Below are 18,714 nucleotides of genomic sequence, written 5' to 3'. Positions count from 1 at the left end.
TCACATGCCCAGATCCGCATCAGGAGGCATCATGAACAAGTGGCCACGCTTCGCGCTCAACGCGCTCGGGCTGACAATCTCGCTGACCGGCAGTGCGTTCGCGCAACTGGCCGCCGTCGATCCCGGCCCCTACACCTTCGCCACCGGGAAATTCCCGATGTGGTACCAGGACAACAACCTGCTGTCGATGGAGCTCTGCCAGTCCCGCGCCGCCAGCTCGCGAGTGCCGGCCGCCACCCCGCCGGCGTACATGTGCACCCTGCTGCCGGAACCGGGGATTTTCGACGACACGCTGCCGATGGTCTTCCCCGACAACTGGCCGCCGGAAGCGTTCTGGTTCCTGGCGGAAACCAATATCCCCAACAATGGCGCCGGTTTTGGTATGGACGCCTATGTCGCCGGGATCGAAGCAGCGTTCGCCTCGGGAAACCCGGTGGACGGTGATCAGCAAAGCTTCGCGCGAATCCGCATCCGGGTGAACGTGCCTGTTGCCGGCACCTACACCATCACCCACCCGTACGGTGTGGAAACGGTCACCGTCACCACGCCAGGCCGGCGGGCGATCAACATCACCAAGGACGTCGGCATCGGCGCTCCGGGCAACTTCAGCGGTGCGCTCAACGGCGCCATCGGACCGTTCCTGCGCAGCATCAACGGCCCGTACACCGAAGTGAATCCGGACACCGGCAGCATCGAAACCTTCGTCGGTGACCCGAACCTCACCGAAGCGGTGACCGGCAGCCCGTTCAACACCAACTTCGTGCGGATCGACGGTCCCTCGGGCGCCGGCTCGATTCAGACCACCCTGTTCACCGTCGCCGGCAAGGTCCTCGACAACCGTCAACAGACCCACGTCGCCCTCGATCGCGCCACCTATCGCCGGACGTCGGCCGGTGTGCGTACCGAAGTGTTCGCCAAGGCTGACAGCAGCTCGACCCTGTGTTTCCGCGAAACCCTGGCGCTGCTGCCCGGTCCACCGAAAACGCCGTGCCAGACCAGTCTGTTGGGTGACAACAACGGTCTGTTCTTCGGCCAGCGTCTGGGCAACGGGACCCTGCCATCGGTGATTGTCGTGACTGCAACCAACCCGGCCGGGACAACGCGCCCGACTTCGGTATCGGCCAAGCTCACCGACGTGGTGAAAATCCAGACCGCCCGCTACAGCTGGGCCAACCACAGCCTGCTGATCGAAGCCACGTCGACTGATGAAGTCGCCGTGCCGGACATGGTTGCCCAAGGTTACGGACGCCTGTCGAAAACCGGCACCCTGCAAAAAATCACCGTCGCCGACCTGACCCAGCCGCCGGCCACCGTCACGGTCAAATCCGCCGCCGGCGGCAGCGACACCGAGCCGGTCGTAGTGGTTGGCAACGCGCCGGACACCGGTGAAAACCAGGCGCCGCTGTCCGTCGCCGACACCGGCAGCACCAGCTTCGGCGTACCGATCACCCTCAACGTGCTGACCAACGACAACGACCCGGACGGCAACGTACCGCTGACCATCACCGCGCTGACCCAACCGGCGGCCGGCCAGGGCACCGTTGCCCTGAACGGCACCACCTCGGTGGTTTACACCCCGCCAGCCGTGGTCAACGCACCGCTGACCACGACCTTCACCTACAAGGCCCAGGACAGCAAAGGCCTGGCCTCGGTGAACCCGGCCACGGTGACCATCAGCGTCGCGCCGAACCGGCCACCGACCGCCGTCGCCGACAGTGTCGCCACATTGGGCGTGGCGATCCCGATCAACGTCCTGGCCAACGACACCGATCCGGAAGGCAACACGCCGCTGGGCGTCGCCAGCCTGACCCAACCGCCGGCAGGACGCGGCACCGTCAGCACTGACGGCACGGTGATCACCTACACCCCACCGGCCACCGTGACCACCGCTTTCACCACGACCTTCACCTACATCGCCCGGGACAGCTTCGGCGCCCAGTCGACGCCGGCCACGGTCACTGTGCAAGTGTCGCCACGGCCAGCGGCGGAAACCTTCACGATCACCACCTCGACCGTGCAGGCCCGTTCCGGCAACCGCTTCAACTGGGACTTCGCCGGCACCTCATCGGTGACCACCGGCAACACCATCACCGTGCAGGTCACCACCCCGACCGGACTGGTCACCCTGGGCACGACGACGGTACCGGTCACCGGACGCTGGCGGCTGACGTTGAACAACACGACGGTGGTGCCATCGGCCAACCCGACCGCCACCATCCGTTCGTCCCAGGGCACCGTACGCACCATCTCGGTGACCACCCTCTGAGCCCACGCCCCACCCACCCCACACCGCCTGGCGCGGAGTGGGTGGGGCCGGTCTCAGCCACGATTTCAGGATTGCGCAACACGACACACCACAGGACAACGCCATGAACACGCCGACCGCCGCCCTGCTTTGCCTGCTCGCCCTGTGCGGCGGTGCGGGCGTGCGCGCCGACGACCTGATGGAAAACGACGACCTGGCGCCCTCCGCCGACCTCGGTGAACTGCCGCCCCCGGTGGGCCAGCAAGCCCTGATCGACCAGAACGGCCAGGCCAACCTCGCGCTGCTCTCGCAGAACGGTCAGTCGCTGCTTGGAAAGATCGTGCAGTCGGGCAGCAATCAAGAGGCGTACATCCTTCAGCAAGGCAGCGACCTGATGGCGTTGATCACGCAAAACGGTTCCGGCAACGCCGCATCGATCACACAAAACGGCAGCCACAACCGCGCGCAGATTTCGCAAAACGGCAACAACAACGACGCCAGCATCGAGCAGGCCGGCACGGGGCTGCAAAGCGCCGTGACCCAGTCGGGCAACGGCATGAGCGTTTCGGTCAAGCAATATCGCTAAGCACTGCAATCATCGGAGAGTTCATCATGTTCAAACTGACGCCCCTCACCGCCGCCATCCTGGTCATGATCAGTGCCCAGGCCATGGCCGACGACAGCCTGTCCACCCAGAGCCAGGTCGGTACTGCCAACATCGCCAATGTGAAGCAGACCCAGGCCCCGTTCAGCAGCGCCACCCAGACCCAACTCGGCCAGGGCAACGACGCCGCCGCCGTGCAAGACACCGCCAGCAGCGTCATCACCCAGGACGCGGTCGGCGACTACAACGCCGCCTATGCCGAACAACTTTACGAAGACAATGGCACCATCACCCAACAACAGGTCGGCGCCTTCAACACCACCCACGCCAGCCAGTCGCTGGGCTTCGGCTCACCCAACACCGCCCTGCAACAGCAGCAAGGCACCGGCAACTTCTCGTTCGTCTACCAGGACTCGCAGAACGGCAGCGAAGGCAAGACCTTCCAGTTCGGTGACAGCAACGAAGCCAACATCGAGCAACTCTATGAAGGCAGCGGCAACAGCTCGGTGATCACCCAATACGGCACCGCCAACTACGGCACCGCCGAACAGGTCACCCACAACGGCGGGCAGATCGGCATCAACCAGGCCGGCGAAAACAACTACGGCTACGCCGACCAACGCAACGGCACCGGCGGCAACATCACCATCAACCAGTTCGGCAACCTCAACGGCAGTGAAATCTGGCAAGACTCGCAACTGGCCAGCCAGGCCACCGTCAACCAATACGGCGACAGCAACGAAACCGTGGTCGACCAGAGCTTCGGCGAAAACAACACCGCTGCCGTCACCCAGGTCGGCAACACCAACGCCATCTACGCCGACCAGTTCGAGTCGGTCAACTCGACGCTGTCGCTCTATCAAGCCGGCAACGGCAACGTGCACTACACCTACCAGAGCGGCGATGGTCACACGCTCAACGCCACCTCAGTGGGCAACGACAACAAGGTCTACGCCAGCAACTGGAAAGGCCCGCAACACGGCGGCCAGTTCGGCAGCAACCAGCGTGCGACGGTCAATCAGGCGGGTAACGGCAACATCGCCAGCTTCACCCAGGACGGCGTCGGCCACATCATGACCACCAATCAGACTGGTACCGGCAACAAGACGACTGTCAGTCAGGCTGATTCCTACAACGAGCTGTACTTCGATCAGAACGGCAGCGACAACATCCTGATCTCCGATCAACGCGGCACCACCAACCTGGCCCAAGGCACCTCGAACGGCACGGGCAACAGCACCGAGTTCGACCAGTCCGGCACCGGCAACCAGGCGTACACCGCGCAGCTGTATGGCAGCGACAACATGATCACCGTGAAACAGGCTGACACCATGAACGTGGCGTACGTGACCCAGGGCGGGACCGGGAACATTGCCAATGTGGATCAGAGCGGGATGACACAGACGGCGAATATTCAGCAGTTCGGGTCGGCTAACCAGGCGACGGTTTTGCAGCAGTAAGGGTTGAGTGTTGGAAAACCGCGATCTGTTGAGGGTCGCGGTTTTTTTTGCGCTGAAGCTTGAGTTGCGTCCTACGGAAAACGGAGCGTTTTCAGAAAATCGGGGACTTTTCTGACGAATTCTGGCGGTTGGCCGTCGGAAGTGCAGGCTCTAGGATTTGCCGCGACAACTTGATCCCCATGGAGCTTGGCCAACATGCAATTCATCCAGACAGCGACGACAGCGATACCCGGAGGTTCCATGATCGACCCACTGTGCCCGGTTGTTTCGGATATTGATCCTGAGGAACAGTCTGCTAGTTATGATCGTTGGTTTAGGGCCGAAGTACAGGCCTCTCTCGATGATCCGCGTCCGAACATCCCGCATGACCAGGTGATGGCCGAGATACATGCCTTAATGGAATCAATGCGCAAAAGGGCTGATGCTAATTGAGATTAAATATGCGACTTATAGCGGCTCGAGCCTTCTTGCCGTCTGCCTCGTAAAGCCCATGCAACAAAGCCTGATCGGTTAACCGATGGAGGCGGAAATGGTTGTAGAAGGCTTGTCCCAATCGCTGATTATCAAAGGAACCCATTTCCCACAGGCCCAAGAATTCTGCATAGGTAGCGCTGTCGATTTCCAGTAGTGGTGAAAGGTCCATGCGCTCCTCAAAAATAGTTAGTCGTCAGGAAGCAGTAGAGTAGCCAAAATCGGCATTGCGCTTTTCTACTTTTCACATTGCCAACGCAAAGCACTCACCCCGCCTCATGCTTTCTTCGTTTGTCCTCCATCAGGGCCGACATTTCAGCCATCACCTGCGCATTCGGAATGCTGGGTCGTGGGTCATCGATTGAAGCCTGTACTTTGGCAATCAACCAGCGGTCGTAACTGGCGGCCTGCTCTTCGCTTTCAAAGTCTGAAACGATTGGGGAGATCAGGGGATCCATGGTGACTCCAGTTTGAATGTGAAAAACGCGACCCATTGCTGGGCCGCGTTTTTTATTGGAAATGTGCTGGATCAGTCCTTCAGCTCGACGTGATCCAAGGCCTGATTTACGGCCAGCTCACTCAACATGAGGATCTGTGCGATTCCCAGCGCGGTCTTGCGGTGGGCGGGGTCGAGGGTGGCGGCGAAGTTGTTGAGCATTTCGCTGGCGGAGCCCAGGGACTCGCAGGCGTTGGCGAGCAGGGATTCGGTGTTGTAGGCCGGGTTGGCGAGGTACATAGGGGCGGGTTCGTTGACGCTGCCCATGATGTGGGCGCCGGGGCAGAGGTAATGGTCGAGTGCGCGTTCGGCGGCTTCGTGGAGTTTTTTCGAGTTGATGGAGGTGTATGGGGAGGTTGGGTCGGTTTCGAGACTGGCCTGGTTTTCGGGTGGGTTGGGTGTTGGTTTCTTCATGGTCATTTCGTCCTCATTGATGGTTGCAGCCGGCCCAATCGACTTCCAGGAAGAATGGGTGGCAGCAGTACGCGGGCTGGAAATCCGGGGAGAACGCGACCCGGCAGACATAAATGTCTCCCGCGCACAGCCGCCATAACAGCGTGCACACAATGAAGGTGCGCAAGCATACGTTATGAAAAGCGATTTCGCTTTCTCGCACATCCGGGTTTCCAGACCCGATCGCTGAATTGGCAGCGACCGAAACAGGCTAGAGCCCGCGCGTCCGACGGACAACCTGAAAACCTTGTGGGAAGGATCGTTAAAACAGACACAACTTTTAAACATTCGAGAATGGGACGCGGAGCGTCCCGGGCTGCATTCCCACGCGGAGCGCGGGAACGATCAAAGCAAAAGCAGTCCGCTTTCTGCTTTCTGCTTTCTGCTTTCTGCTTTCTGCTTTCTGCTTTTCGCCTCTCACCACTCAACACGATGAGCGTTAGCTCGAGTAAAGCTTTTGACGTGCCGGCCCCATCGGCAGGCTGAGTGGAGGGATTTATCCGGGGGTGGGAGCGCAGCGACCGTTCGACGAAGTCGAACACATCGAGAGGAGGTGCAGCGAAGCAAACCGGAGGCGATGCCCCCGGATGAATCCCGGAGCGAAGGAACCCCGAGCCCCAGCGAGGGGCCGAACGCCGGGGCCCAGACCTTTGGTTCCTTTGGGGCGTTTGCCAAAGGGACTCGCCGTAAGGGCGAAACCGCCAGCGGCAACACCCAAAAAAACGGATATTCACCCAAACCACCCAGAGAACCTGGTCGGCCCAAAGGCCGCCACGTTCACTCCGACTCAGGATCCACCTTGTTCTGAGTCAAATACCGATTCAAAGTCTCATCCCCCGCAGGCGAAGAATTATCCCCCGCCACCTGCCACAACCGCCGCTCAATCCCCTGCGCCAGCAAATGCCCCACCGCCGCCTCAATCGCCGACAACACACACAACTGAGCCGGCTCATTCGTCGTATACCCCGCCTCAGCCTCAAGCAACTTCTTGAACTCGATAAACTTGAACACCCCGGCACTGCGTGCCACCGAATAAATCGTCTTGCTGGTCATCACATTCGCCAACACCTGCCCGCTGCGCACATCCACCGCGCGCAAATTCACAGTCACCTGATCCACCCGGTACTCACGGGACAGATCAATCCCCAGATACCGCGCCCCTTCTCCGCCACTGCGCACATTGGTGTCGTAAGCGATGATCCCGCCCTCAAGCATCATGTTCGCCGCCTGCAACGGCGGCAGTTCAGCCTGGATGTTCACCGGCGTATTGGGCTTTTTCTGCGACGCACGAATGATCTTGCGTTCGGTCAGCAGGTTCTGCAGCCCTTCACGCTCAAGCACCACAAACCAGCCACTGGCCTGCAAGGCATCCATCAACATCGACGCCGCACCCTGGGTGACGCTGGTGGAAAACGAACTGGCCGGGGTCGGCTTGTACTGTCCGGTCTGGTCACGGAAGCCGTACACCACCGCCATCAAGCGGCCCTTGGGTCGCGGCATTTTCAGCAAGTCGTAGTAGGTCGAGGCCCTGGGGGTCAGGGTCGGAGTGTCGGTGTCCTGCTCGGCCGACATCGGCTCACGCAGACCACACCCTTGTAATGCCGCCAACATCAGCCCTAGCGCTATTATTTTTTTCATGTCCATCACTCCCCGGAACCGTCATCCCGTCATGGGTTGAGGCCGTTTACCTGAATTTCGGAAACCTCGCCGCTCGCTCGGTCGGTCACTTCAATCGTGAGTGCCCCGGAGTCGTCGACGACGTTGACGATAAAAGCGTCGGTGGACAGGCTCCCCGTGTTGCCGGTGGAGATGTTGTCCAGCAGTTGCCCCAGCAACCGTGACTGCAATTGACTGGTGAAACGTTCGAGCGCCGAAGTGCCGGCCACCGTCGTACGTTTCTTGAGGTCCGGATCGTCGTAATCGTTTTGCGCCTGGGCGTTGTTGAGCAGCCAGGTGCCGTTGAGCGGGTTGCCGCCGAACGACGGGTTGACCGGTGTGTAGACCAGCTCGGTGGCCTGGACGGCGGCGGCGCTGGCAAGCCCGATCAACAACCCCGAGATCCAGAATCCGCGGCGCCGTGAGAACGTTGTCGTGTTCATAGTTCGTCCTTCTCAAGGTCGGTGGTGTCCTGCAACAAGGCTTCCAGCTTGCGCCGGACGACCTCCAGTCGAACCGAGTCGGCGGCCTCGTAGGCCTCGTCCTTCAGTTCTACGGTGTTCGGCGGCAGGAAGCGCCGATACACCAGGCGTTGCTGATATTCCACGGTCACAAGGCTGCCCCAGCGCGCGTCGGGGCGCTCGCGCACCACCAGGTTGAAATCCATCGGGCTGGTGTCGCGCAGGCGTTCGCTGAACGAGTAGTAAAAGTCGTGGCCGATGTGCGAGATCGTGTCGTCGACGATGAAGCCCATCATTTCGTCTTCCTCGGCGGCGCTGGCGCAGCACGCCACAGCAGCGAGGATCAACGCGCACCACCACGGACGGCTCATGGCTGCAATGCCTGCGGCAGGGCCGACTGGCCTTTGACCGGGGATCCGTTGCCAGGGCCGGTGCCATCGAGAAAGGCTTTCTCGGCCACGAACTGCCAGTCCGAATAACGCTGCATGCCTTCAAAATCCGACCACTGCGACGGGAAGTCCGCCTGTTTCAACGGCACCTCGGTAGACGGACTGTTGATCCCGGTGATGCGCCCGTCGAAGCCCCGTTGCAGCGCCCATTCACCGCCGCCAATCGGGTCCGGGTAGAGCTGGCGCAGGTGATGCCGTGGCTCAGGAAAACGTTCGTCCTGTAGCAGGTCGGCCAGATCTTTCGGGTACTGCGCCAGCCCCGGTGAACTGCGGTAGTAGCTGCGCAGCGCCTGGGCGTATTGAGTGCCGACCCACAGCAGTTGCTTCTCGCGATCGCGCCGCGAAACCGTCGACCACAGCTCGCCGGCACTGGCCAGGCCCATGCCCATGATCACGATCAGGAACAGCACGCCCAGGTAGGTGAACCCACCCTGCTCCGCGCGCTTACCACTCGGAATACTGGCTGCCATCACGCGCCCTCCCGGTAGCACCGCTCTTGATATCCGCCACGCCGCCCGCCACACCTTCCGGCGGTGCGACGAGCACCCACTGGTCATTGCGTTCAGTGATCGGGTCCAGTGGCGCGTTGCGCAGGTAACGCTGTTCGACCAGTTGCTCGATGGAATCGGGATAACGCCCGGTGTCGCCGTAGTAGTGATCCAGCGCCTCGCGCATGGCCGACAGGCTCTGGTGCAACGTGGTCTCTTTCGAGGCCTCGAGGCTGTTGAAGTAGCGCGGCAAGGCGATGGTCATCAGGGTCGCGATGATCGCCATCACCACCATCAGTTCGAGCAAGGTAAAACCCTTTTCCCGGCGCATGAGAGTCACCACTCGCGGTAAGCGATGCCGTTGAGGCCACGGCCCTTGGCGTGGGAGTAGACGTCGAACACGTCTTCACCATCGCGCGGGTTCTGGGCTGAACTGTCGTAGGCCCGCAAGCCCCAACCGCCGTTGTCGTCACGTTTGGCCGGCACCAGCGGATCGCGGGGTATCCGGCGCAGAAAGTAGAACTTGGCACCCTTGGCACTGCGCACATCGCGCACGCCTTCGACCAGCACCTTGAGGTTCGGCGGGTAACCGCTGCTGTTCAGCGACTTCTCGATGTAGCCGGCATCGAAGGCACGCTTGTAGGCGTCAATGCCATCGCGAATCTGATACAGCGCGGTGCGCAGTTCCTGCTCCTTGCCACGCCGAACCAGGGTCTCGGTCAGCGGCGCGGCCATGCCGGCCAGCAGGCCGATCAGGGCCAGCGTCACCACGACTTCGATCAAGGTAAAACCGCGCTGGGAGGCGTTCATGATCAAGGCTTCTCGACAGTGACACGAGTGGTTGCCACGGCGGCATCACCGATGGCCCGAGGCTGCGCGGCAGGCGTTGGCATCACGAAGTTCTGCGAGCGATCCGGTGCCTGGATGTGCATGCTGGTTTCGGTGCCGGTCGGGAATTCCATGTCCGATGGGCTCTGGTACGGCAGGTTGCGCACGATCCGTGGGGTGATCGACAGCACCAGTTCCGATTTGCCGATGGTGTCCTTGTTGCTGCCGAACAACCGGCCCAGTCCAGGAATGTCGCCAAGCCCAGGAATCTTGTTGCCGGTGGCGCCATGATCGTTGCGCACCAGCCCGGCAAGGATCTGCGTTTCGCCGTCGTGCAGGCGCAGTGAGGTCTGGGCGTTGCGGGTATCGACCTGCACCGGGATCGTGCCCTGGCGGGTCGGTTCCAGCGGCGTGGCGTTACTCACTTCCAGGGCGATCTTGATCGCCACTTCGTTGTTCAGGTGCACCGTTGGAGTCACTTCAAGCTTCAGACCGACATCCAGATAAGTGACGCTTTCGGTGATCACCGGCCCTTGCGTGGACGGCACCGACGTGGCGCTGATGATCGGCACGCGCTGACCGATGTGAATACGCGCCTGCTCACGGTTACTGACGCGGATCACCGGGCTGGCGAGGGTGTTGATGTCGTTGTCCTGTGCGTTGATCTTGGCCTGCGGCGATGGCCCGATCGAGATGCGGTCGGAGTTGATGCCCTTGAGCTGGCCCAGCAGCGTGACGGGCGAACCGTCACTGTTGAGCACGCCGAAGGTGCTCGGCCATTGCAGGCCCAGATCGAGAATGCGCTGGGTGGCGACCTCCATCACTTCCACTTCCAGCACCACTTCGGGGTTGGACTGATCCTGGGATTGCAGGAGTTTCTCGGCCATGCGGATCGCGTCTTCGGTGTCGCGCATGGTCAGGGTGTTGAGGCGTTCATCGACGAAAACGTCGCGGGTCTTGAGCATGGTCTTGATCATGTTCAGCGCAGTGTTGGCGTCGATGCTGGTCAGGTAGAAGGTGCGCATCACCAGCTCTTGATAGTCCTTGAGCTTCTGCGGCGAGTCCGGGTAGATCAGCAAGGTGTTTTCATTCACCACTTTCTGGTGCAGCTGGTTCTGTTGCAGCAACAAGGCCACCGCGTCTTCGATACGCACATCACGCACGAAGATCGTGGCTTTCATGTCCGGGCGCAGGTCCTTGTCGAAAATGAAATTCAGCCCGGCGACCTGGGACAGCACTTCGAAAATGGTCTTGAGGTTGGCGTCGCGAAATTCCAGGGTCACCGGGCGGTCGAGCCGGGTGCGCAGTTGCGGGTACTGGATGACGTTACGGCTCTGCACCAGACGGATGTTGCCTTGCAGCTCCAGTGCTCCGTCGTTTTTCGGGTCGAGTTCGAGGATCTGTTTGACCTGCCGGTCGGCGCCGTAAATATCGCCCCGACGCAGGTCGCCACGGGCCAGCTCGAGTTTCTCGTCCATGCTGCGCAGGTAGTCGAGTTGGCGCAGAGCATCCTGAGCGCGGCGGTTGTTCGGTTCGATGGTCAGCACCCGGCTGTAGGCCAGGCGTGCGTTGGCGAAGTCGCGGCGAGCACGATCGGTGTCGCCCGAAGTCAGCAGCGCGGTGATCGCCTTGGCCCGGCTGCTGTTGAGCAGCAGGTGCAGTTCGGTGTCGCGAGGGTTTTCCCGCAAGCCTTCCTGGATCCGGGCCAGGCCCGCCTCGTACTGGCCCTGCTCGATCAGGTCAGCGGCTTCCTTATTGGCAACCTGCGCGGTGCTGCACGCAGCCAGCCCGGCGCACAGGCCAAGGCTCATCAGCAAACGGGATCTGTTCATTGCGTACTCCCCACAGACAAGGTCTGCGACAAATGCAGAGGCAGGTAGACCAGGCTCAATTCCAGATCGGAAATGCCGGTGATCTTCCAGGTGTCGTCGATCACATCCCCGTTGCGCACGACGTAGATTTTTTCGCCGTCCTGCAAAAACACCTGCAGGTCGCTGCGGTCATGCAGGCGTCCGACGAACTGGAACGGCACCGGTGGCAGGCTCGGGGCTGGCACCACCGGGGTCAGGTTGACGGGTTGTTCGGTGACGGTGGCCAGAGTCGGCGCGGCCTTCCAGGATTTGGCGGCGAACAGGTCGCCGGCCGGGCTCAAGTCCTTGATCGGGGCTGCGCCAGCCTTGGCGCTGCTGGCCGGTAAAGCGCCACGGGCGGTGGCTTTGGCCGGGGTCGAGACGGCGACGTCAGTGGCGTCCGCGTCGTCGCTCGGCGAAAAATATTCGGGCAACCAGGCCAGCGCCGCCGCCACGCCGAAGAACGCCACCCACCCTGTTACGCGCTTGGTGTTCATCACGACCTCGACAGGTAAAGGGTCATACGGATCCGGCCGCTGAGGTCGGTGTCGGCGATTTTCTTGCGTTGAAACTCGACATCTTCCACCACCACCGCCGGCAACTGGCCGAGCAAGGCATGCAGGAAGCGGCGCAGTTGCGGATAGCTGCCACGCACCGGCAACAGGATCTGGTAGCGCGCCAGATGGGTCTTGGGATCGACGCCGAGGGCGTATTCGCCGCGCGCCAGGGTGATGTGCTCCTGCGCGGCCAAGGCGTAGATGCGGTCGATGGCGACGGTGGCTTGCGGCTGGGCCGGCAGCTTGTTGCGAAAATCATCGAGCTGACGCTGCGGCACCACCGGCGGCGCAATGCTGCCGTCCTCGACCTTGGCCAGGTATTCGGTGGCCTCCTGGGTTTGCTGGCTGAGCTGTTGCAGCGATTGCCAGCCCGGCAGCAAACCGCCGAGTGCCCAGGCAAGTGTGACAAGCAGCAGCGCCAGCCCGGCCAGACCCGGAACGCCGAGGCCTTGCAGGTATTCGTGGACGATCAGTCTAGGGATTCGCATCGCCCATCTCCCAGGTTGCCGACAGGTTGAACTGCACCGGTTGCTCCGGCGATTTGACGACGATTTCATGGCTCAGCAGCGACACGTCGGACAGCTCGTCACTGGCCTCCAGCCGTTTGTGGAAATCCAGCATCGCTTGCAGATCCCGCGCCTCGGCGCTGATCCGTACCTGCCCCTTGCGCGCATCCGGGGTCAGGGTCAGCAACGCGATGTCGTCGCGCGGCATGGCTTCGAGCATGGCGAACAGGCGTTCCCAGGGGCGACGCAGTTGCTGCGAGACCTTGCGCATTTCGGCAAGGTTCTGCGCCTGCTCGCGGGTCTCGGCCGGGCTCAGGCTGGTCTTGGCACCGCTGTCCCCAGTGAGCTGACGCTGGGTGTGCTGCAAGTGACCTTGCTGCTGTTCGGCCTGATCGCCGAGGTGCTGCTGCACGCCGAAGCACACCAGCGCGAGGATCACGCCACCGCCGAGCAGGCTCCAGCCCAACGGGCCGGAACGCGGACGGGGCTGGAAGTCGAGGTTCAGGGCGCGCATCTCAGGCCACCGCCCGGGACATGACGTACAAGGCGTCACGCACGGTCATCGAGTCATCTTCGAGGGTGCGCAAGTGCACCCCCGCCACATCCGGTTGCGCATCGAGGCGCGCCGGGGCGTGCAGATAAACGTTGAACGCGCGTTCGCTGGTGGAGGCTTGCAGTTGCCGTTCGCGACCGATCAAGGCACTCAATGCCACGTCACTGTCGCTGCCGCCCACCGAGCGCACCGACGCCCAGCGCCCTTCCCTTGCCAGCAGCAACACGCTGCGTTGCGGCTCGGCGACCACGAACAGGAAGTCGCCAGCGTCGAGGCTTTTGTCGAAGCGGTTGAAGGCGCTCATCAGGTACGGCTGCACCGAACGCAGACGCAGGTTGCGACCGCTGACCAGGGTGCGCAGGCGTTCCAGCAGATCCTGCGGCAAGGCGCTGGCGATCCGGTCGTGACCAGCCGGCTCGGCTGACAGCACCAGACTCCAGGGTTGCGTCGGTACACCAAACAGGTCTTCGAAACACAGTTGGGCGAAGCCGCGCAGTTCTTCAGGGCTGCTGATCTGCTCGCTCCACGGCACCAGGCAGAAACGGCTGAAGTGCCCGGAGATCACCACGTTCAGCTCGGAACCTGCGCGAGCATGTTCGCCGAGCAGACGGTCGAGGGTGTCCAGCGCCACCGTGTAGCTGTGGAAGCCTTCGTCGATGTAGCCGACGCTGCCCAGCCACAGGGTGTCGCTGCCCCGGCGCTGGCCGAGGCCGACACCGCTGGCGCCGAGCACGGCGATAAATTGATCACGCGATAAAAGTGACACGATTGATCTCCTCCAGCGTGGTCCGACCGTGCTCCACCAGCTCCAGCGCCGATTCGCGCAACAGGCGCAAACCACGGGCGCAGGCCAGGGCTTTGATCTGGGTGATGGGTTGGCGCTCGACAATCATTTGCCGCAGTTCGTCGTCCAGGTGCAGCAGTTCGGCAATCGCCGTGCGCCCGCGATAACCGCTGCCCCGGCAGTGGCCGCAGCCCTTGCCGTGGACGAAGTGGTAATGGCCGACCTTGTGCGGGTCGAGGCCTGAAGCGCGCAGTTCTTCATCGCTCGGGGTGGCCGGTGCGCTGCAACTGCTGCACACCAGACGGATCAGGCGTTGCGCGAGAATCGCGTTGAGCGCCGAGACCAGGCTGTAGGGGTCGATTTCCATTTGGGTGAAACGACCGATCACGTCGAACACGTTGTTGGCGTGGATGGTGGTGAACACCAGGTGCCCGGTGAGTGCCGATTGCACGGCGATCTGTGCGGTGTCCGGGTCGCGGATCTCGCCGACCATGATCTTGTCCGGGTCGTGGCGCAGGATCGAGCGCAGGCCACGGGCAAAGGTCAGGCCTTTTTTCTCGTTGACCGGAATTTGCAGCACGCCGGGCAGCTGATATTCCACCGGGTCTTCGATGGTGATGATCTTGTCCACACCGTGGTTGATCTCGGTGATCATCGCGTACAGCGTGGTGGTCTTGCCGCTGCCGGTGGGGCCAGTCACCAGCACCATGCCGTAGGGTTCGGCGGCCAGACGCCGCAGCTGGCGCAGGGTTTCGTCTTCAAAGCCCAGCGCCTGCAACTGCACGCCGCAGACCTTGTCGGCCAGGTCCTGTTTGTCCAGTACCCGCAACACCGCGTCTTCGCCGAAGATGCTCGGCATGATCGAGACACGGAAGTCGATCTGCCGGCCGCTGATGCCGATCTTGAAGCGACCGTCCTGGGGCACGCGTTTTTCGCCGATGTCCAGTTCGGCCATGACCTTGACCCGGGAAATCACCTGTTCGGCGAATTCGCTGCCCTGGATCTTGCTGATGTTGTTGAGCACGCCGTCGATCCGGTACTTGATCACCAGACCGTTGCCGGTGGTGCCGAGGTGGATGTCGCTGGCGTGCATTTTCAGCGCGTCGTAGAGGGTCGAGTTGACCAGTTTCACCACCACGCTCGAGTCTTCGCTGATGCTGGTCAGCGACAGGCTTTGCAGGGTGTCGACCTCGCTGCCGGCGTCGGCCTGGGCGTTGAGCGATTCGACGGCATGGAAGCTTTCTTCGTGGCGGGCCAGATAGGCCTTGAGGTCGTCGGCGTGCACCAGATACAGCGGCGCGCCGTGCAGGCATTCGTCGATCCAGGCCAGGCGCGAAGTGTCGAAGGGGTCAGCGAACACACCGATGACTTCATCGTTGTGCCGCAGCAGGATGAATTCACGTTTGAGGCATTGCGCGAGGGTGACCCGGTCGAACACCGGGGTCGCCATAAACAGGGTGTCGGTGTCGAGCACCGGGTAATGCAGGGTGGCGCCGAGGCTGGCAATGAACGGCATCGGCGCCAGTTCGCAAAGGACGTTGAGTGCGTCGAGCACCCGTTCCCCGGAGGTGCTGGCCCGCGCCCGGGCCTGGGCCAGTTGTTCACTGGAGAAGCGTGTCGGGGCACACGCAGGCTGCAACGCTTCGACGACAACGGACAGACGTTCCATGGCTTGCTCTCCAACACCCGGGGCTTGAGGCCCTGACGGCGCGGGAGGCGAGTTCGGCGAGTGCCGGAACGTCTATCGCGCCATTACTCCCCGGTGAGCATTTGATCGTCGTCCGGTGCCATGGCCTCCGACCGGTTTCGTCGGCGGTCCGCCAGCACCCAACTGCCATCGTACAACTGCAACGGGAAGCTCTCGGTCCTGCTCTGGCGTCGTTCGACGAACCCTTCGGACGGGCTCGCACCGGGTTTCGCTTCGCGCTGGATCCCCAGAAGGTCGCAGACAGCTCGGGCCAGTTCCGCCAGTGGAAACGGTTTGAACAGGATGTGACTGACCCCCAGTTGCCGCGCCCGCTCACAGACTTCAGCGGTCGGGTGACCCGTTATCAGCACGAAATGACACGTCCTGTTCTGGCGGACCGCGTCGAGCACCTCGAACCCTTCCATATCGGGCAAGCGGTAATCGAACACCAGCACGTCGGGAGCGAAGGTCTCGGCCTGACCGATTCCGTCTGCGCCGTCATGTGCAATCCGGACATCCAGCCCTTGCGCCGACAGATAATCCTGAAGGTTCTGTGCAAGCAGCTGTTCGTCTTCGACAACCAGTACTTTGTTAACCAAGGTCTACTCCTTGCAGCGACAGATCCGGCCTTTTCAAATCAACTGCCCGATCCTGCTGGAGTGCGCCTCACAAGAGGTAACGCACACTTCATGCCAGGCCGAGTGCCGGTAAATTGATGTCTTCATGTCCTTGAATTTGATGACAATGCCCGCTCGTCCCGGTACCCCGTTCCCCAGAAACGGGGAAGCACCTGAATGGGCATCGAAGCCATTCCCCACTATTGGGGGGGAACCTTCAATCGTCGTCAATTCGTTCGATCCTGTTCTGCGCCCGCAATTGCGCGAGCACCTGGCGACGAGCCTGGACCTGTTGCTGTCGGGCACGCTGTACCCGGACTGTTGCAAGCCCCTGCATCTGTGGGACATCGGCTGCCTCCAAGTGGTTCTGCAAATAGATCAAATGCCAGCCGAATGGCGAGCGAACGGCATCGCTGGCGAACGTTGCTCCCTCAATCACAGAGGCGCGCATCTGCATCAAGCGTAGACGCGCCGCCGCGTCTGTGGCGGCATCGGCGTCCGGTGCTACCCGAACCAGCAGATGCCGAGCCTGCAAGGTGTTGGCGCGGATCAACGCGGCGAACATCTGCTGCGCCGCCAGTTCACGTCGGGTGTACTCGGTGAACGAAGCTTCGTCGAACCCCGCATCTTGCAAGCGCCGCAGGAAGTTGTCTCTGCCGCCGATGGCGACGCGAATCTGTTCGACCTGTTGCTGCACCGCTTGATCGTCCACCTTCAGGCCACGTTTTTGCGCCTCCTGCCACAGCAGTTCCTTGTCGATCAGCGTGTCCAGCGCGGCCTGGCGCAGCTGTTTATAGGCCTTTGGACTGCGGATGCTCGCGACGGCGCGGCCCCGGTCTTCCAGGTATTCGGCGAAAAACCGTTCCAGACGATACTCGGAAATCACCTCGCCGTTGACCCGCGCCGCCACCGGTTCCGTATTGGCGAACGCGATCGGCAACCAGCATGCCAGCAGCCACAACACGCTTTTGAGCTTCATGATCAAGGCCTCCGTTCAGGGGCTCGCGAGAATCGGTTTGTAGGGCGCGACCAGATAGAAGCGCTGATCGGGCAAGTCCACGGTGACCACATGCGCCCCGCTCAGGCCCGATCGTCGTCCGGGGCCAAAGCTGAGGCGCGGGGTCAGGCCCGTGTCGAAGTCGTGCAGGCCTTCGAGGGCCGCCACCATTTTTTCGCGGCTGGCGTCGCGCCCGGCCTGCTTCATGGCTTCGCTGAACAGCAGCATCGAGGCATAGGCGCCGACTTGCAGCACCGCATGCTGCGCGCCGAGGCCCTGATGTTCACGCAGCAGGGTCAGGGCCATGCGCCCGGCCTGGGTCCAGTCGCTGGGCACAAAGGGATAGGCCAGGAATACGCGCCGGGAAAAGCCCTCGGGCACTTGCAGCAGGTCGCCCGCCACCTGGCCCGACGTCGCGAACAGGTACGGCACTTGCCCGGCATGTTGCAGCCCCGCCGCCAACCGACTGAAACCACTGCCGCTGCCCAGGTAGAACACCGAGCGTGAGCCCAGCGGCAAGGCATCCGCTGCCGGGTCGTAGGCCTGCATTCGGACATTTTTCCAGCCGTGATCCTGCAAGTATTGCCCCAGCGCCTGCGCAGCCTGCACCTGGATCGGGTCGTCGGGATAGGCGATCAGCGTCGGCCCTTGCAGCACTTTCAGGCTGGCGGTGGCGTAGTCGGCCAGGGCGATCAACTGCTCGCGCAATCCCGGCAGCGGTTCGAAAATCTGCGCACTGGCCTGCACCGAGCCCATCAAGGACAGCGGCCCGATCAGGGGCAGACCGGCGTGTTCCAGACGTGGCGCCAGTTCGTTGTCCAGCGCCGGGGCCAGCGGGGCGATCAGTGCAAAGACCTTTTCCTCATCGATCAGCCGTTGCAGAGCCTGCTCGGCGCTCGCGCGGTCCGGACCGGGATCGACCACGGTCAGGCGCAGTTGCCGGCCATGAATACCGCCCGCCTGATTGATCCGCGCCACGCTGCCGTTGAGCACCGCCGCCACCGTGGCGCCCTCCTCGGCCAGCGGCCCCTGGCTCGGCAGCAAAGTGCCCAGGTGCAAAGTCTGGTCATCGAGACCCGGATCGCGATCATCGGCCAGGCGTTTGAGATAGGCAGTGAGGTTGCGCTGATCCTTCATCGACAGCAGAAAGCGCGGCATGCTCGGATCGAGCCGATTGTTGCCGGGGTCACGCCCCTCCTGAATCACCCGCGCCAGACTGCTGTCGGTGTAGGCCGGGTAGTTGCGGCCATTGATCTGTTGCTGACCGTGGAGGCTGGTCAGCCGCGACCAGTTCAGCTCCGGTGGACGCACGCCGCCTTCGGGTCGGCCGAGACCATCGGCACCGTGGCAGTTGGCGCACGGCAGGCTAGTGGCCGGCAGCAACACGTCCGCCGCACCGACCCGCGCCATGATCGCCTCGCCGCTGGCCGACAGGCCTTCGCGGTACAGGCGCTTGCCGGCGCTTTCTTCAGCGGTCAGCGGCAACGCGGCCGCGCCGAGGCTGGCGCCAGCGAGCAGGATCAAGGCGAGAACGCGGCGCAGGTTCATGGCG

The 18,714-nt window shown here is 62.4% G+C and carries 22 protein-coding genes; 4 read left to right on the top strand and 18 right to left on the bottom strand.

Annotated elements, in window-relative coordinates; genetic code table 11:
- Nucleotides 1-31 precede the first annotated feature (31 nt).
- From AC3WRD_RS27215 to relB (AC3WRD_RS27200), 4 genes are all read left to right on the top strand, one after another.
- Nucleotides 32-2,266, top strand: a complete 2,235-nt coding sequence (locus tag AC3WRD_RS27215) for an Ig-like domain-containing protein (protein ID WP_096821331.1) — start codon at nucleotides 32-34, stop codon at nucleotides 2,264-2,266.
- A 103-nt stretch (nucleotides 2,267-2,369) separates the two neighbouring features.
- Nucleotides 2,370-2,831 carry a curlin gene (locus tag AC3WRD_RS27210; protein ID WP_102622387.1) on the top strand — a complete coding sequence of 154 codons (462 nt, stop codon included), beginning with the start codon at nucleotides 2,370-2,372 and terminating at the stop codon, nucleotides 2,829-2,831.
- A 26-nt stretch (nucleotides 2,832-2,857) separates the two neighbouring features.
- Nucleotides 2,858-4,309 carry a curlin gene (locus tag AC3WRD_RS27205; RefSeq protein ID WP_102622386.1) on the top strand — a complete coding sequence of 484 codons (1,452 nt, stop codon included), beginning with the start codon at nucleotides 2,858-2,860 and terminating at the stop codon, nucleotides 4,307-4,309.
- 240 nt (nucleotides 4,310-4,549) lie between these two features.
- Nucleotides 4,550-4,741 carry a type II toxin-antitoxin system RelB family antitoxin gene (gene relB, locus AC3WRD_RS27200; protein ID WP_102622411.1) on the top strand — a complete coding sequence of 64 codons (192 nt, stop codon included), beginning with the start codon at nucleotides 4,550-4,552 and terminating at the stop codon, nucleotides 4,739-4,741.
- Here relB (AC3WRD_RS27200) and AC3WRD_RS27195 read toward each other — a convergent pair.
- From AC3WRD_RS27195 to AC3WRD_RS27110, 18 genes are all read right to left on the bottom strand, one after another.
- Entirely contained in the window at nucleotides 4,734-4,952 is a 219-nt protein-coding gene (locus AC3WRD_RS27195; RefSeq protein ID WP_102622385.1) for a hypothetical protein, read from the bottom strand. The genes relB (AC3WRD_RS27200) and AC3WRD_RS27195 overlap by 8 nt on opposite strands.
- A gap of 94 nt (nucleotides 4,953-5,046) precedes the next feature.
- On the bottom strand, nucleotides 5,047-5,238 hold the full coding sequence (relB, locus tag AC3WRD_RS27190) for a type II toxin-antitoxin system RelB family antitoxin (RefSeq protein ID WP_102622384.1): 192 nt from the start codon (nucleotides 5,236-5,238) through the stop codon (nucleotides 5,047-5,049).
- Between the two features lie 71 nt (nucleotides 5,239-5,309).
- Nucleotides 5,310-5,690, bottom strand: coding sequence for a DUF6124 family protein (locus AC3WRD_RS27185; RefSeq protein ID WP_102622410.1), 381 nt, complete (start codon nucleotides 5,688-5,690; stop codon nucleotides 5,310-5,312).
- An 816-nt stretch (nucleotides 5,691-6,506) separates the two neighbouring features.
- Nucleotides 6,507-7,367 carry a CsgG/HfaB family protein gene (locus AC3WRD_RS27180; RefSeq protein ID WP_096821326.1) on the bottom strand — a complete coding sequence of 287 codons (861 nt, stop codon included), beginning with the start codon at nucleotides 7,365-7,367 and terminating at the stop codon, nucleotides 6,507-6,509.
- Nucleotides 7,368-7,396: 29 nt separating this feature from the next.
- Nucleotides 7,397-7,828 carry a curli assembly protein CsgF gene (locus AC3WRD_RS27175; RefSeq protein WP_102622383.1) on the bottom strand — a complete coding sequence of 144 codons (432 nt, stop codon included), beginning with the start codon at nucleotides 7,826-7,828 and terminating at the stop codon, nucleotides 7,397-7,399.
- Nucleotides 7,825-8,217: a curli production assembly/transport protein CsgE gene (gene csgE, locus AC3WRD_RS27170; protein ID WP_096821324.1), complete on the bottom strand. Its 393-nt coding sequence runs from the start codon at nucleotides 8,215-8,217 to the stop codon at nucleotides 7,825-7,827. Before csgE ends, AC3WRD_RS27175 begins: the two co-directional genes overlap by 4 nt.
- Nucleotides 8,214-8,765, bottom strand: coding sequence for a type II secretion system protein (locus AC3WRD_RS27165; protein ID WP_096821323.1), 552 nt, complete (start codon nucleotides 8,763-8,765; stop codon nucleotides 8,214-8,216). Before AC3WRD_RS27165 ends, csgE begins: the two co-directional genes overlap by 4 nt.
- Nucleotides 8,740-9,114, bottom strand: a complete 375-nt coding sequence (locus AC3WRD_RS27160) for a type II secretion system protein (RefSeq protein WP_096821322.1) — start codon at nucleotides 9,112-9,114, stop codon at nucleotides 8,740-8,742. The genes AC3WRD_RS27165 and AC3WRD_RS27160 overlap by 26 nt, the downstream gene beginning before the upstream one ends.
- A 5-nt stretch (nucleotides 9,115-9,119) precedes the next feature.
- Nucleotides 9,120-9,593: a type II secretion system protein gene (locus tag AC3WRD_RS27155; RefSeq protein WP_085733232.1), complete on the bottom strand. Its 474-nt coding sequence runs from the start codon at nucleotides 9,591-9,593 to the stop codon at nucleotides 9,120-9,122.
- A 2-nt stretch (nucleotides 9,594-9,595) separates the two neighbouring features.
- Entirely contained in the window at nucleotides 9,596-11,443 is a 1,848-nt protein-coding gene (locus AC3WRD_RS27150) for a secretin GspD/PilQ domain-containing protein (RefSeq protein ID WP_102622382.1), read from the bottom strand.
- Nucleotides 11,440-11,958, bottom strand: coding sequence for a hypothetical protein (locus AC3WRD_RS27145; RefSeq protein WP_102622381.1), 519 nt, complete (start codon nucleotides 11,956-11,958; stop codon nucleotides 11,440-11,442). Before AC3WRD_RS27145 ends, AC3WRD_RS27150 begins: the two co-directional genes overlap by 4 nt.
- Nucleotides 11,958-12,506, bottom strand: a complete 549-nt coding sequence (locus tag AC3WRD_RS27140; protein WP_011333432.1) for a GspMb/PilO family protein — start codon at nucleotides 12,504-12,506, stop codon at nucleotides 11,958-11,960. Before AC3WRD_RS27140 ends, AC3WRD_RS27145 begins: the two co-directional genes overlap by 1 nt.
- A complete protein-coding gene (locus AC3WRD_RS27135) occupies nucleotides 12,493-13,038 on the bottom strand; it encodes a PilN domain-containing protein (protein WP_102622380.1) in 546 nt (181 codons plus the stop codon). The genes AC3WRD_RS27140 and AC3WRD_RS27135 overlap by 14 nt, the downstream gene beginning before the upstream one ends.
- Nucleotide 13,039: 1 nt before the next feature.
- Nucleotides 13,040-13,843: a hypothetical protein gene (locus tag AC3WRD_RS27130; protein WP_102622379.1), complete on the bottom strand. Its 804-nt coding sequence runs from the start codon at nucleotides 13,841-13,843 to the stop codon at nucleotides 13,040-13,042.
- On the bottom strand, nucleotides 13,824-15,530 hold the full coding sequence (locus AC3WRD_RS27125) for a GspE/PulE family protein (protein WP_102622378.1): 1,707 nt from the start codon (nucleotides 15,528-15,530) through the stop codon (nucleotides 13,824-13,826). Before AC3WRD_RS27125 ends, AC3WRD_RS27130 begins: the two co-directional genes overlap by 20 nt.
- Before the next feature lie 83 nt (nucleotides 15,531-15,613).
- Nucleotides 15,614-16,147, bottom strand: a complete 534-nt coding sequence (locus tag AC3WRD_RS27120; RefSeq protein ID WP_102622377.1) for a response regulator — start codon at nucleotides 16,145-16,147, stop codon at nucleotides 15,614-15,616.
- A 235-nt stretch (nucleotides 16,148-16,382) separates the two neighbouring features.
- On the bottom strand, nucleotides 16,383-17,144 hold the full coding sequence (locus tag AC3WRD_RS27115; RefSeq protein ID WP_102622376.1) for a SurA N-terminal domain-containing protein: 762 nt from the start codon (nucleotides 17,142-17,144) through the stop codon (nucleotides 16,383-16,385).
- A 15-nt stretch (nucleotides 17,145-17,159) separates the two neighbouring features.
- Nucleotides 17,160-18,710 carry an ABC transporter substrate-binding protein gene (locus AC3WRD_RS27110; RefSeq protein ID WP_102622375.1) on the bottom strand — a complete coding sequence of 517 codons (1,551 nt, stop codon included), beginning with the start codon at nucleotides 18,708-18,710 and terminating at the stop codon, nucleotides 17,160-17,162.
- Between the last annotated feature and the right edge of the window lie 4 nt (nucleotides 18,711-18,714).

The sequence above is a fragment of the Pseudomonas sp. FW215-R2 genome, assembly GCF_058789255.1.
Note: the sequence above shows the minus strand (reverse complement) of the source record. Positions and strands in the feature narration are given on the sequence as shown.

What these genes read in the sequence shown, in the direction of transcription:
- AC3WRD_RS27215 (WP_096821331.1), top strand. Translation starts at nt 32, where the DNA reads ATGAACAAGTGGCCACGCTTCGCGCTCAACGCGCTCGGGCTGACAATC.
- AC3WRD_RS27210 (WP_102622387.1), top strand. Translation starts at nt 2,370, where the DNA reads ATGAACACGCCGACCGCCGCCCTGCTTTGCCTGCTCGCCCTGTGCGGC.
- AC3WRD_RS27205 (WP_102622386.1), top strand. Translation starts at nt 2,858, where the DNA reads ATGTTCAAACTGACGCCCCTCACCGCCGCCATCCTGGTCATGATCAGT.
- relB (WP_102622411.1), top strand. Translation starts at nt 4,550, where the DNA reads ATGATCGACCCACTGTGCCCGGTTGTTTCGGATATTGATCCTGAGGAA.
- AC3WRD_RS27195 (WP_102622385.1), bottom strand. Translation starts at nt 4,952, where the DNA reads ATGGACCTTTCACCACTACTGGAAATCGACAGCGCTACCTATGCAGAA.
- relB (WP_102622384.1), bottom strand. Translation starts at nt 5,238, where the DNA reads ATGGATCCCCTGATCTCCCCAATCGTTTCAGACTTTGAAAGCGAAGAG.
- AC3WRD_RS27185 (WP_102622410.1), bottom strand. Translation starts at nt 5,690, where the DNA reads ATGAAGAAACCAACACCCAACCCACCCGAAAACCAGGCCAGTCTCGAA.
- AC3WRD_RS27180 (WP_096821326.1), bottom strand. Translation starts at nt 7,367, where the DNA reads ATGAAAAAAATAATAGCGCTAGGGCTGATGTTGGCGGCATTACAAGGG.
- AC3WRD_RS27175 (WP_102622383.1), bottom strand. Translation starts at nt 7,828, where the DNA reads ATGAACACGACAACGTTCTCACGGCGCCGCGGATTCTGGATCTCGGGG.
- csgE (WP_096821324.1), bottom strand. Translation starts at nt 8,217, where the DNA reads ATGAGCCGTCCGTGGTGGTGCGCGTTGATCCTCGCTGCTGTGGCGTGC.
- AC3WRD_RS27165 (WP_096821323.1), bottom strand. Translation starts at nt 8,765, where the DNA reads ATGGCAGCCAGTATTCCGAGTGGTAAGCGCGCGGAGCAGGGTGGGTTC.
- AC3WRD_RS27160 (WP_096821322.1), bottom strand. Translation starts at nt 9,114, where the DNA reads ATGCGCCGGGAAAAGGGTTTTACCTTGCTCGAACTGATGGTGGTGATG.
- AC3WRD_RS27155 (WP_085733232.1), bottom strand. Translation starts at nt 9,593, where the DNA reads ATGAACGCCTCCCAGCGCGGTTTTACCTTGATCGAAGTCGTGGTGACG.
- AC3WRD_RS27150 (WP_102622382.1), bottom strand. Translation starts at nt 11,443, where the DNA reads ATGAACAGATCCCGTTTGCTGATGAGCCTTGGCCTGTGCGCCGGGCTG.
- AC3WRD_RS27145 (WP_102622381.1), bottom strand. Translation starts at nt 11,958, where the DNA reads ATGAACACCAAGCGCGTAACAGGGTGGGTGGCGTTCTTCGGCGTGGCG.
- AC3WRD_RS27140 (WP_011333432.1), bottom strand. Translation starts at nt 12,506, where the DNA reads ATGCGAATCCCTAGACTGATCGTCCACGAATACCTGCAAGGCCTCGGC.
- AC3WRD_RS27135 (WP_102622380.1), bottom strand. Translation starts at nt 13,038, where the DNA reads ATGCGCGCCCTGAACCTCGACTTCCAGCCCCGTCCGCGTTCCGGCCCG.
- AC3WRD_RS27125 (WP_102622378.1), bottom strand. Translation starts at nt 15,530, where the DNA reads ATGGAACGTCTGTCCGTTGTCGTCGAAGCGTTGCAGCCTGCGTGTGCC.
- AC3WRD_RS27115 (WP_102622376.1), bottom strand. Translation starts at nt 17,144, where the DNA reads ATGAAGCTCAAAAGCGTGTTGTGGCTGCTGGCATGCTGGTTGCCGATC.
- AC3WRD_RS27110 (WP_102622375.1), bottom strand. Translation starts at nt 18,710, where the DNA reads ATGAACCTGCGCCGCGTTCTCGCCTTGATCCTGCTCGCTGGCGCCAGC.